The sequence below is a fragment of the Chitinophaga jiangningensis genome (assembly GCF_900142605.1).
In the GTDB taxonomy this organism is placed as follows: domain Bacteria; phylum Bacteroidota; class Bacteroidia; order Chitinophagales; family Chitinophagaceae; genus Chitinophaga; species Chitinophaga jiangningensis.
In genome coordinates this window covers 304,206-318,821 of sequence record NZ_FRBL01000006.1, presented here as the reverse complement: position 1 = coordinate 318,821, position 14,616 = coordinate 304,206, and the positions used below count along the sequence as shown (strand labels likewise).

At 47.7% G+C, this 14,616-nt stretch carries 10 protein-coding genes and 1 other RNA gene; 7 read left to right on the top strand and 4 right to left on the bottom strand.

Going from position 1 to position 14,616, the window contains the following annotated elements; all coding sequences use genetic code 11:
• The first annotated feature begins 19 nt into the window (after positions 1–19).
• From BUB18_RS16870 to BUB18_RS16850, 5 genes are all read left to right on the top strand, one after another.
• The gene (locus BUB18_RS16870) at positions 20–751 is read left to right on the top strand and encodes an RDD family protein (RefSeq protein WP_073083362.1); all 732 of its coding nucleotides are present in this window, start codon (positions 20–22) and stop codon (positions 749–751) included.
• Between the two features lie 105 nt (positions 752–856).
• Positions 857–956, top strand: an RNA gene (ffs, locus tag BUB18_RS16865) — signal recognition particle sRNA small type.
• A gap of 120 nt (positions 957–1,076) precedes the next feature.
• Positions 1,077–1,730, top strand: a complete 654-nt coding sequence (gene fsa, locus BUB18_RS16860; protein WP_073083359.1) for a fructose-6-phosphate aldolase — start codon at positions 1,077–1,079, stop codon at positions 1,728–1,730.
• Positions 1,731–1,926: 196 nt separating this feature from the next.
• Positions 1,927–3,417, top strand: coding sequence for a glycerol kinase GlpK (gene glpK / locus BUB18_RS16855; RefSeq protein ID WP_073083357.1), 1,491 nt, complete (start codon positions 1,927–1,929; stop codon positions 3,415–3,417).
• 434 nt (positions 3,418–3,851) lie between these two features.
• Positions 3,852–5,165, top strand: a complete 1,314-nt coding sequence (locus tag BUB18_RS16850) for an NAD(P)/FAD-dependent oxidoreductase (protein WP_073083355.1) — start codon at positions 3,852–3,854, stop codon at positions 5,163–5,165.
• Positions 5,166–5,245: 80 nt separating this feature from the next.
• Here the strand turns inward: BUB18_RS16850 and BUB18_RS16845 are convergent, their stop codons facing one another.
• Positions 5,246–6,532: a type IX secretion system plug protein gene (locus tag BUB18_RS16845; protein ID WP_073083352.1), complete on the bottom strand. Its 1,287-nt coding sequence runs from the start codon at positions 6,530–6,532 to the stop codon at positions 5,246–5,248.
• Between the two features lie 114 nt (positions 6,533–6,646).
• Between BUB18_RS16845 and BUB18_RS16840 the strand changes: the two genes are divergently transcribed.
• Positions 6,647–7,882 carry an ABC transporter permease gene (locus BUB18_RS16840; protein WP_073083349.1) on the top strand — a complete coding sequence of 412 codons (1,236 nt, stop codon included), beginning with the start codon at positions 6,647–6,649 and terminating at the stop codon, positions 7,880–7,882.
• A 3-nt stretch (positions 7,883–7,885) separates the two neighbouring features.
• On the opposite strand, the gene BUB18_RS16835 is transcribed toward BUB18_RS16840, so the two are convergent.
• Genes BUB18_RS16835 through BUB18_RS16825 form a run of 3 tightly spaced genes read right to left on the bottom strand, consistent with a single transcriptional unit; the run spans position 7,886 to position 11,986 of the window.
• Positions 7,886–10,243: a hypothetical protein gene (locus BUB18_RS16835; RefSeq protein ID WP_073083347.1), complete on the bottom strand. Its 2,358-nt coding sequence runs from the start codon at positions 10,241–10,243 to the stop codon at positions 7,886–7,888.
• Positions 10,209–11,249 (bottom strand): hypothetical protein, encoded by a 1,041-nt coding sequence (locus BUB18_RS16830; RefSeq protein ID WP_073083344.1) that lies wholly within the window; start codon positions 11,247–11,249, stop codon positions 10,209–10,211. The genes BUB18_RS16835 and BUB18_RS16830 overlap by 35 nt, the downstream gene beginning before the upstream one ends.
• Entirely contained in the window at positions 11,246–11,986 is a 741-nt protein-coding gene (locus BUB18_RS16825; protein WP_073083342.1) for a TrmH family RNA methyltransferase, read from the bottom strand. Before BUB18_RS16825 ends, BUB18_RS16830 begins: the two co-directional genes overlap by 4 nt.
• On the opposite strand from BUB18_RS16825, the gene tamL reads away from it, so the two are divergent.
• On the top strand, positions 11,977–14,526 hold the full coding sequence (gene tamL, locus BUB18_RS16820; protein ID WP_143159976.1) for a translocation and assembly module lipoprotein TamL: 2,550 nt from the start codon (positions 11,977–11,979) through the stop codon (positions 14,524–14,526). The two genes, BUB18_RS16825 and tamL, sit on opposite strands and share 10 nt — an antisense overlap.
• Positions 14,527–14,616: the final 90 nt, after the last annotated feature.

The following is a 14,616-nucleotide window of genomic DNA, read 5'->3' as shown; positions in this document are numbered from 1 at the left end:
CAATTGTGTAGATTTGAGCATGACCGCGATCAAAATCCCTACTTCATTTAATATTGACCTTGAGTTTGAGGCTGCCGATCTGGGCCAGCGCTTTCTGGCATGGCTGATAGATCAGGTGGTTCGCGGGGTATACATCGGCATTTTTGGGTTATTAATAGGATCAATGTCCAGGATATTCCAGGAACCGGCCATTGCTGTTCTTTTTATCATTGTTATCCTGTTGCCTGTGATAGCTTATCCTTTGTTGTTTGAAATGTTTATGGAGGGGCAAACGCCCGGAAAAATGGCGATGAGCATCAAGGTAGTGGGTATGGTGGGCAATGTACCTACTACGAGTCAGCACCTGGTGCGTTGGTTTTTCAGGATAATAGAACAGCCTGTTTTCTTCTGGGCGATCGTACCTGTGTTGTCGATATTAAGGTCGCCGCTGAATCAGCGCCTCGGCGATGTGGTAGCCGGCACTATCGTGATTAGTACCAAGCCCCGGGGAAGTATAGAGGAAACTATTTTCAGAGATTTGTCAGCTGTGAATTACCAGCCTAAGTTTCCGGAAATCTTACGATTATCTGACAGAGATATGAATAAGATCAAGGAGTTGCTGGACCGCGCACTGACCGGCGATCATCAGCTGGCAGCGCGGGTTGCGAACCGTGTAAAAGAGGTGTTAAAAATCAGTACCGACCTGCCCGATACTGCGTTTCTGGAAACGGTGCTCAACGATTATAATTATTACACAACCGTTGAAAGGTAATACAGCAAAGGGTTTCATGGCTCTCTAAAAAATCATTTTAAAAAATATTTTTAAGAAAAATTGCATAAAATTTGGATTTACAACACATTGTATTACCTTTGCAACCGGCAAGTCTTATACGACCAGCTCCTGCTGAACTCCCCCAGGACAGGAATGTAGCAAGGGTAGGCGGTTGAAGCGGTGCGATATAAGTAACTTGCCTTTTTTCTTTTAAAAAGGTCATTAGGTCGCTGTCACTAGTCAGCTGGTTCATATCCCATCTCCCTTTCTAATGACAGTTACTCCGCAATTTGATACAAACCGTACAACTTTTAATTTACATAGTATGAAATTCTTTATTGATACAGCTAATCTGGCGCAAATACAGGAGGCTCATGATCTCGGTATACTGGATGGTGTAACCACCAACCCATCATTGATGGCAAAGGAAGGAATTAAAGGTGAAGCTGCTATTCTGCAACATTACAAAGACATCTGCGAGATCGTAGGTGACGGCGATGTAAGTGCCGAAGTATTATCCACTGATTTCGCTTCCATCATTGAGGAAGGTAAAAAGCTGGCTGCAATTGACTCCAACATTGTAGTGAAAGTACCGATGATCAAAGATGGCGTGAAAGCAATCAAATGGTTTACTGATAACAATATCAGAACCAACTGTACACTGGTATTCTCTGCCGGCCAGGCTATTCTGGCAGCTAAAGCAGGTGCTACCTATGTATCTCCTTTCATCGGTCGTATCGATGACAGCAGCTGGGATGGTGTTGAGCTGATCGCTCAGATCGCCCAGATCTACAGCATTCAGGGTTTCAAAACTGAAATTCTGGCTGCGTCTATCCGCAACGCGCTCCACATTGTGAAGTGTGCGGAAGCAGGTGCCGACGTTTGTACCTGTCCGTTAGACTCAATCCTTGGCCTGCTGAAACATCCTTTAACGGATATCGGCCTGGCGAAGTTCTTGGAAGATGCCAAGAAAATGTAATCGCAATATTTTTTAGATGGTGTATCCCCGGTGCAGAGATGTACCGGGGATTTTTTTTGCGCAAAGCTAAGAAGCAAATTTTTTGCCTGGCTCTCCAGCGCCTGCGACGCTGGAGAGCCAGGCGAGGAACCAGGCCTGCGGCCTGGTTCCTCGCCTGGTAAAAAAACAAATACTCCACTTCTGTGTTGTAGCTATTATGGCAAAATACATCCTAGCGCTGGACCAGGGCACCACTTCCTCCCGCGCGATAGTTTTTGATAAACAGGGCGCTATCGTAGCGGTGGCGCAGAAAGAATTTAAACAGATATTCCCACAGGCCGGATGGGTAGAGCATGATCCCATGGAAATATGGACCACGCAGGCCGGCGTAGCCGGTGAAGTGCTGCTGCGCGCCAATACCAGCGGAGAAGAGATCGCTGCCATCGGCATCACCAATCAGCGCGAAACTACCATCGTTTGGGATCGTAAAACCGGCAAGCCAGTACATAATGCTATCGTGTGGCAGGACAGGCGCACCGCAGACTATTGCAACCAGCTGAAGAAAGACGGAAAGGAGCCTTATATCCGGGAGAAAACAGGCCTCATCCTCGATGCCTACTTCTCCGCCACCAAAATAAAATGGATCCTCGATAATGTGCCGGAGGCCCGTACCAAAGCGGAAAACGGAGAACTGGCCTTCGGAACGGTAGATACCTGGATTGTATGGAATTATACCCGCGGCAAACTACACATCACCGATCCCAGCAACGCTTCACGCACCATGCTGTTTAATATCCACGACATGCAATGGGACCAGGAGCTGCTCAAATTTTTCGATATCCCCGCCAGCATGATGCCGGAGGTACGGGAGTCCAGTGAAGTGTACGGCAACACCGCTCCTACCCTCACCCCTTTCAGTATTCCCATCGCAGGTATTGCGGGCGATCAGCAGGCAGCCCTTTTTGGACAGCTTTGTACACAGCAGGGTATGATTAAAAATACTTATGGCACCGGCTGTTTTATGGTATTAAATACCGGCAATGAACCCGTGCCTTCCAAAAATAACCTGCTCACTACCGTGGCCTGGAAAATCAATGGGAAAACCAGCTATGCCCTGGAAGGCAGCATCTTTATAGGTGGGGCCGTAGTGCAGTGGCTCCGTGATGGCCTCGGTATAATCCGACACTCCGCCGACGTGGAAAAGCTGGCTGCCACCGTACCCAACAGCGACGGTGTATACCTGGTACCCGCATTTGCCGGCCTGGGTGCACCCTACTGGAATCAATATGCCCGCGGTACGATGGTAGGCCTCACCCGCGGCTCCACCGCCGCACACGTGGCCCGGGCCGCACTGGACGCCATCGCCTATCAAACCCGCGATGTACTAAACGCCATGGAAGCTGACACGGGCATGAGCATCAGCGAACTTCGTGTAGACGGTGGCGCTACCAGCAATAATATGCTCATGCAGTTCCAGGCGGATATCCTCAATGCTACCGTAGTACGACCCAATATCACCGAAACCACCGCCCTCGGTGCCGCTTACCTCGCAGGGCTCGCCGTCGGTTTCTGGGATAGTGTGGAAACATTAGCCCAACAGTGGAAAATAAATGCCTCATTCAAGCCCAATATGGAAGAGAACGTGCGCCACGAGCTCTGTCATAACTGGGAAAGAGCCGTAAGGGCCGCCCAGGCATGGACTGAATAACATCTCCTTAAAAAATATATTACCTGAACCTATACAGTTTGCTGGCCTGATTTTCGGGTGACACCTCCGGTGTCACCCGTGGGATTCCGCGCTTCACGCGCCTGCTACCTGGCCTTCCGACCTACAGAAGATAAAATGTAGGTTGTTGGCCGCCGTTGCTGAGGCGGACTTGCAGAATCACATGCTTCGCGCGGATATGCTGAGATTACGGGATCAAATAATTACATGATGTATCCCTGGATGGGCTTTCAGTCGAACTATTTTTTATTTTATTCCCAAAATCAATCACCTTTGTGTACAAATTACACATTATTTAACTTTCATTTTTTTCTGAAAGTTTAGTAACTTTGATAAATTATTAACGATAGCATAGGATTTGCTAAAAGTGATAATAGGAAACAACGAATCAGACATATCTTTTTAAACTGAAACTTATGAGTCAGCTCAACATTCCGGACACGAACAATCCAAGGGTAGTAATAGTAGGGGGTGGTTTTGGAGGTATCAATCTTGCTAAACACCTGAAACATCTGCCAGTTCAGGTAGTGCTGCTGGACAGGAACAACTATCACCTGTTCCAACCACTACTGTACCAGGTATCCACTGCGGGCCTGGAGCCGGATAGTATCGCCTTTCCGCTCAGAGGAATTTTCCGGAAACAGAAAAACCTGGAATTCCGCATGGCGGAAGTGACTGGCGTACGACCACAGGACAATATACTCGAAACGGGCATCGGTGAACTGCACTACGATTACCTCGTGTTTGCCACCGGTAGTAATACCAACTTCTTCGGCAATAAAACTATCGAGGCAAACGCTATCGGCATGAAATCCCTGATCGAAGCTGTACAGATCCGGAACTACGTGGTAAAACAGTTTGAAGAAAGCTTACTCCTCACCGATCCGGAACTCATCAAACCTAAACTCAACTTCGTTATGGTAGGCGGTGGCCCTACCGGTGTGGAACTCGCCGGCGCCTTCGCTGAACTGCGTAAATATATTCTGCCAAAAGATTATCCTTCCATTCCGCAAAACCTCATGAATGTATACCTGATCGAAGCAGGTCCGCGACTCCTCGCCTCCTTCTCCGATCAAACATCTGAAAAAACCGTAAAAGCACTGGAAGAACTCGGCGTAAGAGTGATGCTCTCCACCGGCGTTAAAGAATATGACGGTGAAGTAGTAACCCTCAGCAACGGTGAGCAGATCAAAACACAATCACTCCTCTGGTCCGCCGGCGTGAAAGGCGTACCGGTAACAGGCATCGCACCGGATGTGACCCTGCCAAACGGCCGCATTCTCGTCAACGAATTTAACCAGGTCAAAGGCTTTGAAAACATCTACGCCATCGGCGACATCGCACAGATGACCAACGACTCCCGCTTCCCTAAAGGCTACCCAATGGTAGCACAGGTAGCCATCCAGCAAGGCGTAAACCTCGCTGCCAATATTAAAAATGAATTGCAGAAAAAACCACTGAAAGCGTTCCACTATAAAGACCTCGGCAGCATGGCCACCATCGGTAGAAACCGCGCCGTAGCTGAATTTGCCGGAATTAAACTGAGTGGGTTCCCTGCCTGGGTAGTGTGGATGATCGTGCACCTCATGAGCCTTCTCGGTTTCCGTAATAAACTCGTTGTATTCATCAACTGGTTCTACCGTTACTTTACCTTCGAAAGAGGTACCCGTATTATTATTAAACGTGGCGCTGCCAATATTGTGAAGTTGCGGCAGACGATTGTATCTTAAATTTTTCCGGCTAATTGAGCGGCCTGCGGCCGCTCAATTAGCCGGAAGTAGTCGCGCCTTAGGCGCGACTACTTCCGGCTTTATTTCCTATTCAAAATGGAATTCAATGTAATCGTCGATACCAACTCATCATTCCTCGCTCCCAGCGCCCGGTAATACAACAGAATCGTATAATTATTCTCCGTTTCCCAACTATCCCCCTCCGTCAGCGAAGAATCAAATTTACCGGTCGGATCTGACTTATCCACCAAACCATAAATGTAATTGTAATACCCCTGCTTCAGCAGCATGTTCAACTCATACGCTCTCGTTTGCGGGTTATAAGTCATCCTGTTCAGGTCATTACACTCGTAATTGGTCATCTCCCCAAACAGGTACATGTCGTAATTGGCATAAGGTTCCGGCGATAAAAACGAGAAATGCACAGTGGCATAATCGCCTTCAAAATTAGGGTTGTAGTCATCCAGCGTAGCCAGATAATACTTGCCATTAATGTCTTTAATAAACTGATAAATTTTATCAGCCCGCTCTGCATCCGGCACCGCATACACGTCCGTACTGTTCTTATGATATTCAGTATGCCTCACCCGCTCCGTCTGCAGCCGGAAGCTACGCAGGTCTATCCACCTGAATTCCTTTCCACCAGGAAATACACAATCAATTTCCGCATTGTACTTATACACATTGCCGTTGATAAAGGAAGGCCTGATTCCTGCTATCGCATTGTCCCAACGCGCATTTTGCAGGATCACTACCTTTATCTGCTCAAATGGATTCACGATATTCAGTGCACCGGTATTTAATTCAAAATTTACTTTCTGATGGGTACGAAACAGCTTAGGCGTAATTGTTTGCTGGATATAACCTGCAATCCCCGCCTTGTTTTCCACGATCATCAGCCGGCGTGTAAATGCCAGTTGTGTGGTATCACTGTCGAGATAGACTTTCACAATATAATTACCGGAACGCGTTGGAAAAGTTTGATCAGGAAGAATGGCACTGTAATGCGTGTATCGCTGAAAAGCAATGCTGGACAGGCGATAGTTCTGTATCCTTGTAGAAGTAAACCCACGGAGGTACTCCAGCTGATTCACCTGTGCCGGCGTCCAGTCGGCATTACAAAGCACAAATGTGTAATAGTAATCTTTCACATCGTTATCCAGATCATCAAAAGCCAGTTCCAGCTTTTCGGCTGAATTCAGCGTAACCATCGGTAAGCTCAGCGGATCACCAGCCTGGTTCAGCTTTACAGACTTAATATTGTTCATATATACATGATCGGGAGTAACAGCGAGTTGCTGGGCTTTCAGTGCTACAGGTATAAACGCTGTAATCATAACAGCCACATAAACAAGTACTTTACGCATACAGGGTATTTGATCAATTCAAGTTACAACTATTTTAAGATTTTACGTTTTGGGATTTTTTTGATTTTGTCCGGAGGGAGTTTACCTTTATTAGAAATAACAGCCGGACCATTCATGGATATATCTCAATTCATCGCTAACAGGATAGCCTTCAATAAAAATAAATCCTTCTCCAAAGTCATCATCCGCATTGCCATGTGGGCTACCGCTATCAGCGTGGCCGTGATGATTCTGGCCACAGGATTTGTGAATGGCTTCCAGCAGGTGATACAGGAGAAGGTATTCAGCTTCTGGGGGCATATCCATATAAATCAGTACCAGCCCAACGCCGGACCGCTGACGCAGGAAAAACCCTTCACCGCCGATACCGCGCTGATGAGCAAAATCCAACATCTCCCCCAGGTTAAAACAATTAGCTCCTACGCCACCAAATCGGCTATAATCAAATCCGAAAAGGAAATTGCAGGCGTGATGTTCAAAGGGGTGGATAAAGGCTACGACTGGCCTGCTATCCAGGAGTATCTCGTGGAAGGCACCATTCCCTCCTTCAATGATTCCGCCTATGCACAAGGCATTCTCATTTCCGCTTCACTGGCAAAAGAGCTGCAACTGCATCTCCATGATAAAGTAATTCTCTATTTTATACAAGGTAGCGGACAATCACCCCGCGCCAGAAGGCTCACTATCAGCGGGATTTACAAGACCTCCATCGAAGAATATGATAAAACATATATCATTGGAGATATTAACCTCGTACGCAAGTTAAATGACTGGTTAAGCAATGAAATCGGCGGCTATGAAATCTCTCTGAAAGATTACCATCAAATGGATGAAGCAGCCAGCTACATCGATCATAACCTGCTGCCAGACGAGCTTTTCACCCGTACCATCAAAGAAATTTATCCTAATATTTTCGACTGGTTACAACTACAGGGGCAAAATGAAGTGATCATCATTGTCATCATGACCATCGTTGCCATCATCAACATGATCACCGCCATACTGATCCTCATTCTCGAACGCACCAACATGGTGGGTACCTTAAAAGCACTGGGCATGCGCAACTGGAGCATCCAGAAAATATTCGTATTCCAGGCTGCCTACATCGTATTGCTGGGAGTGATTATCGGGAATATACTGGGCCTGGGGCTGGCCTTCTTACAGGTTCAAACGGGCGTACTCAGATTACCGGAAGATTCATACTACATGTCTACCGCCGCTATTGCACTACGCTGGCACGAAATTATACTCATCAACGTGGGCACCTTCGTGGTTTGTACAGCTGTATTGCTTCTACCTTCGCTCATCATCAGAAGAATTACGCCGATAAAAGCAATACAGTTCAAATAATTTTTACTTCTTCTTGCGACTCTCGATCACGTAATCCTGCAGATAGGAACACTGGTCGTATACTTTCCTGTACAGGGCTGTCTGGTTGTAATTACTCGCCAGCACAGGGAAATAACGGTTACGTACCAACGATAAATAATACAATTTATCATCTTCATTATCCGGCACATGCTTTTGTGCACAACGGGCCGCCAGGAAAAGGCATCTTGCCTTAAATTCCTTATCTGTAGACGCCTGCGCCGCCTTCGTGTAAAATATCTCCGCATCATACACACCAAAATACTGGCGCTCAAACGGATCTTTTTCGCACTTCGCCGTATACCACAAAGTACTTGGGCGAAACTCTTTCAGCATGAACCAGGTTTTACCATAATAGGAAATATTAAAGAGACCTGTTGCTATCTTATGATACACGGCCGCGCTCACAGGTTTTTTTTTCGTGAGGCCCAGCAGCCGCACCATTTCTTCGCAGAACTGGGAAGCCGTAATAAGCGTACGGTGCTTTGCCGTAGCTGTATCCTCTCCAAAATCCTGTAACTGATCCACCCATATCTGGTAACTGGCTGGCTGCGCAGCGGTTGGCACTTTCTTCAACCACGGCAGTGCTGCTGTGAAATTACTCACCCGCATATAGGCAATGCCGATCGCCAATTCCATGTTCAGGTCCTTAGGAAAATGTGAAACCAGGTATTTTTCGTAGGCCGTTTTATTTTCACTTTTAAGAAAAGTATGCAGCGCGATCAGCTGTTCTGCACTCATCTGGTTTTCCACCATATCCTCCGCGCCGTAAGGACTGGTACCAAGGCGCAAACTATCGCAGCGGCCACGTACCAGCGCTTCTTTCGTATAGTCGCCCTGTTTATGATAAGCCGGCGCAATAATAGTTGCCAATATATTGCGCATCGCTTTATTAAAGAATAATTTCTTATCTGAATTATACCAGTATTCGTCCTGGTTAAGCTTACCCAGCTTGGTTTCCATCCATTTGAGGCTACCCAGCAATTTAGCTTCGTAAGCTTGATCCAGTTGCTTTTGTTCGTTCAGTGTCACCAGCAGGTTCACCAGTTCCCATTGATCTTTGATGGCTGGATCCTGTACCGGATACTTTTCCAGCCTGCTTTTAGCGCCACTCAGATCTTTCCGTATAAAAGCAATATAGGCGGCACTCACCTTCCAGAAATCAAGGTCCTGTACTTTTCCTTTTTGCACTGCCTCGTCCGCAAATCGCTGCAAGGCCAAGGCGGAGTCGCGATAGTTAATGCCTTTTGTTTCATCGTAATAATCCATGTAGGAGTAATAGCCAAGGTCCAGCCCAATGCTATCAGCTGCTTTGGCCACCCGAGGCGTGAAAAACTCCGATTCGAGCTTATTGATTTCCCTTGTCAGCATAGGACTCAGCGCGGGGGCTGCCGGATCCAGCTGGTAGGCCATGCGCAATGGCGTCAGGTCCACAAAAGGACTTTGGAAGCTGTAAAGGGCTACTGCATTGGCTTTTTCCTTATTGTTGCGACAGAGCGCGAAAATATCCGTGGCAGCAGTGTTCGTCCACCTTACATTCAGAAAAGCCATTTCCCGCAGCCCTGGCTCGGCTGCAAATACTTTTGAAAACAGGTAGGCCGCATTCACAGAATCGTCCAGGTGGTACAATGCGCCGGCCTTTAATGCCAGGGCCTTGTTATAAATCAGGTTGTTACTGCCGGCTTTACCGAAGTCCTTATCAAAAGCCTCTACGGTTTCCTTATACAGCTTGCGGTAATGCGTGAGGCGGAGCAGCTGGAACTTATAGCGTTGCGCAATATCTTTATCTTTTACCCCTGCCAGCAAGCCTTTTCCCTGGTCATATAAAGCGGTCATTTCAGGGGTGAGGTTGCCACGATCCGACCATGGATCAGGGTTGTACACCACCTTTTCACAGTCCTTGGCAAACAGCAGGTAGCGGGCCGCATCCGTATGTTTAGGGTTGGCCAGATACATGGCAAAGCTGTTGCTTCTCACGCTGTCAGCAAACGCACAAGTTTGTCCTTTGGCGCTACAGTCGGCAATCTGAGCCATCTGCTCGCGGTCGTACTGATAAATATAACGGTAGATATCATCGATAGAAACCGATTTATCGTCCGCATAGTTGCGCCAGTCCTGCACGTTTACGGTAGCTTCGTCGGGCGTGGCGTTATCGTAATAATTACTAAGGGAGGTAAAATAAAATGGTTCGTATCCCTGCCCTTTCGTATAGGCGTTAAAGTAAGAGATATAATAATCGTAAGGATCAATTTCTCCTCCTCCACAGGACAGGATATAGATGATATTACCAAAAAAAACGGCTAAAAAGCTAATTGAAAAGGCGATAAATTTCTTGTAGTTCATGCAATGGATAATTTTTCAAGGTGGCAGCATCCAGGTGATAAAAAATGATAGTTGGGCTGTAATCCTGCTTTTGCTCAGCAAGTAGGTTGGCAGCGGATTTCAGCAATTTTACGTTCGTGATTTCCCTGCGCAATTCACTTCCTTTTCGCAGCAGGTATCCGTTTATCAGCGTATCATTTTTCACCACAAACAGTTGTTTGCCCTGAGGTATAAACAATTCATGGTTGCTTAGTTCAGTTTCTCCGATGTTTCGCAGGATTCCTTTGTATTGCCCCTGTTCAAACAGTACCGTCCAGTTAAACAGCGGCAAAGCGATGTCCAAAGGTAAAGGATAATTTGAAATACGGTCGCTGCCGATATAGGCTTTCATAGTTTCCAGGTCCAGGATGGAGTTATGGTCGCCGGCTTTGCGGAGGTCGCCCATGTTATAGCACATGAGCAGTCCTTTGTCTACCGGCGGGGTGCCGCTGCTGGTCCGGTATTTCACCTGGTGCATGCGGATGGTGGCGGATATGGTTTTCCCTTTAAAAAAGGGTTGTTCCTTTAGCTTTGTTAAGTAGTTGAAATAGGGAGATGAGGAAGTTTGCGTCCAGTCGCAGTCAATCTGTATCTCACTAATACTTTTGCCGGGCAGTGTCTTCGTCAGGCTTTCCAGTAAACGGGTTGTTTTCCCTGTAAAATCTGCCATGGCCAGGGAGTCTTTCAGCTGCGCCCATACCTCGTTCATGATAAAAACCACCGGTACTACCGGCTGCTCCGCGGGGAGTGGTACCTGCTGGTTAAATACCGCTACCGGTATAGGTTTTCCGCTCACGGCATCAGGCGTTACATCAAACATTTTGATGTACAGCTTTTGGGCAGGCAGCTGGCGCAGGTATTGCAATTCAACGGGGTTGCCCGTCCAGCTTTGTTTCCAGAAATAGAAAGCAGGTTCCGGATGCCGCTCCACCGCAGGGTGGCAGCTGGCAAACAGCAGGGTTATGCATATCAGCAGGAAGAGTCTCATATCAGTAAGCGACCGCAGATGATGCCTGTGGCAACGGCTGCGTTGAGCGATTCGGCACCGCCCAGTCGGGGAATGGTGATCTGGTGGGTAGCGGCGGCAGTCACCTCTTCGGAAAGGCCCCGCCCTTCGTTACCAATGAGGATAATGCCTTCCGTAAGTTTGGAAAAGGCGGTGATGTCCTTCCCATGCAGCGTGGCTGCGTAAGAAGGCAGGCTGGTATTTTCCAGGAATGACTTTATATCGGTTTCGGATATACGAACACGGGCAATGCTACCCATGGTGGCCTGTATGGTTTTGGGGTTATACACATCCACACAGTCCGGAGAGCAAACAATTTCCCGGATACCAAACCAGTCGGCAATACGAATGATGGTACCCATATTACCGGGGTCCTGAATTGCTTCCAGGGCCAGCACCAGGGTACCTTCACCAGGCAGCTGGGCACTGGCAGCAGGCATATCCAGCAGGGCCATCGCCTTGTTGGGCGTAGTAAGGGCGCTCAATTGTTTCAGCACCGCTTCTTCAACGGTATACACCGCCGAAGCATCCAGTCTTTTCAGTACTTCCGCATGGTCTGAAATCCACCCGGCAGTGGCATACACGGCTTTCACCGGCATACCGGCCAATAGCAGTTCCTGCACAATCTTATCCCCTTCCGCAATATACTGGCTGGATTTTTGACGGTTTTTTTTGTGCTGTAATGATTGAATATATTTAATTTGCGCCTTTGACAACATGGGCCCAAACCTACACGATTTCTTTTAATCAGCCAAGAACAGGCCGTGTAGCCCTCATGTCAGCAATTTTCCTTACTAAAATATTTATAACGTTTTCGCCCGTGATGCAGCCGCCACAGAATAAAAGGACATCCCTGCTGAAATATGTACTGTTACTGGCCGTAGTGCTGTTGTTGGGCGCATGCTCCAATACTAAATACCTGCAGCAGAACCAGTCGCTTTACGTAAGCAGCAAGTTCAATGTACAGGGCGATATCCTCAATTCGGAGAAACAGGAGATCCGTAGCGACCTCTCCTCCAAATCCCTGATGGTAGCGCAGCCTAACTCCAGGCTGCTCAACACCCGCATCAAAGTATGGCTCTACAACCAGAAGTATAACGAGAAAAAATCCAACTGGTTCTGGAACATCGTACTGGCAGAACGTAACCTGGAAGAGCCTTCCATTTTCGATACCACCAAGCTGAAGGAATCGCTGGACCGTATGACCAGCTACCTGCATAACCAGGGTTATTTCTACGCCACCGTAACCGTTGATACCGTCACCCAAAACCGTAAAACCAGCGTTACCTATAATGCCAATACAGGCAGGAACTTCGTGATTGACCAGATCACGTATAATGTGCCTGACTCCAACATCATGGCGGTGGTAAAGGCCAACGAAAGGCTGTCGATGATCAAAAAAGGGAATACCTTCAAATCGGCCAACTTCAGCAGCGAAAGGGAACGCCTCACCCGCATCATCAAGGATGCCGGTTATTACAAGTTTAACCGCGATGCGATAGAATTTAGTGTAGACACCCTTAATAAGGCCTTGTTTAAAAACCCGCTGAACCCCTTCGAAGGCTTCGTTAACATCTTCAATGAAAATAAAGGCAGGGAAAAACCTACCATGAACGTGGAGATCATTATCAAAAATCCGGAGGACAGCGCCTTCAGCGAATGGCAGAAATACCACATCCGCCGGATTTATGCCTATCCTGATTTCCCGATTAACGCCAATATCAACGATACCAGCTTTAAACAGGATGTGCGCAAATACATCACCATCCGCCAGCACCAGGAAATGCTGCGCCCTAAAATACTGTCGAAATCCATCCTGCTGCGCCCCGGAGAAGTATACTCCCTGCAGCAGTATAACAATACCATCAATAAGCTGTACGACCTTGGCCTGTGGCTATTTGTAACCCTCCAATACAAGGAAGCAAAGGATACCACTAACGCCCTGGATGCCTACCTGATGCTCACCCCGCGCAAAAAGCAGGAAGTGGCGGTCAACTTTGAGGTAAGCAACAGCTCCGATTACCTGCTGGGAAGTGGCGTGAGCCTGATCTACCGCCATATCAACCTGGGAAAAACGGCTACCCAGTTTGGCTTCGGCCTTAATACCGGGATTGAACTGATCAAAGACCCGAATAATAAATGGACCCTGCAATCCAAGCAGTTTGGGGGAGAATTCGGATTCACCTGGCCACGGTTTGCGCTGCCATTTAACATCCATCAAAACCCGCGTTCCAATGTAAAAACCAGACTCACCGTAGGTGCTAACTACCTTTCCCGTGTGGAAAAGTTTGACATCACCAGTATCAATCTTTCCTATGGGTACGACTGGAATTCCAGCACCTACCGCCGCTGGATCGTGCGTCCGTTTACGTTAAACTACGTAGGGGTAAACCTCAATCCTTATTTCAAGGATACCGTAGTAGACCCTAACCCTTACCTCAAACGCAGCTTCGAACCTGCATTGATAGGCGGCGAAAACATTTCCTATATCTACAGCAACAACGATGTGCTACACCAGAACCACTACACCTACTTCCGCATCAACCTGGAAGAATCAGGCCTGTGGCTCAACGGGATCAACAGCCTTATCAGCGCTGCCACCAATAAAAAATCGAACCTGGAAACCATTACCAAAGTGGGCATTTCCAACTTCGTGAAAATAGAAGCCGATTACCGCCACTACTGGAAACTGGGCATCCATAGCGGATTAGCTACCAGGGTATATGCAGGTATTGGTATTCCGTACAGTTATTCACAGGTATTGCCCTATGTGAGGCAGTTTACCGCCGGTGGGCCAAACAGTATCCGCGCATGGCGGCTCCGTACCCTGGGGCCAGGCTCCTATAAAGACAGCTCTTCTACCGCAGAGATCTTCCCGGATCAAACAGGGGATATGAAGCTGGAAGGCAATGTGGAATTCCGGTTCGATCTGTTAAAGATGTTTGGAGGCACCATCAAACTGAAAGGCGCTACCTTCCTGGATATGGGTAATATCTGGATGATCAAGGATGATCCGGACCGCCCGGGATCAGCGTTTAACATCAATCAGTTGTATCACGATCTGGCCATTGGTACCGGTGCCGGCCTGCGGCTCGATTTCTCTTTCTTCCTGATCAGGCTGGATTGGGGTATACCGCTGAAAGTACCTTATTTCACCGGCAATAAAAACGGCTGGTATGTAAGTGAATGGAACCTGGGCAGTGGCAGCTGGAGAAGGGAAAATATTATCTGGAACGTAGCAATTGGTTATCCTTTCTAGTTAACATAGCTGTATCAAAAGCAGTTCAGGGTTTCCCTGGCCCGAAAATCAGTAACCGAAACCTTCGGTTTCGGTTGGGTGGATTCCGCG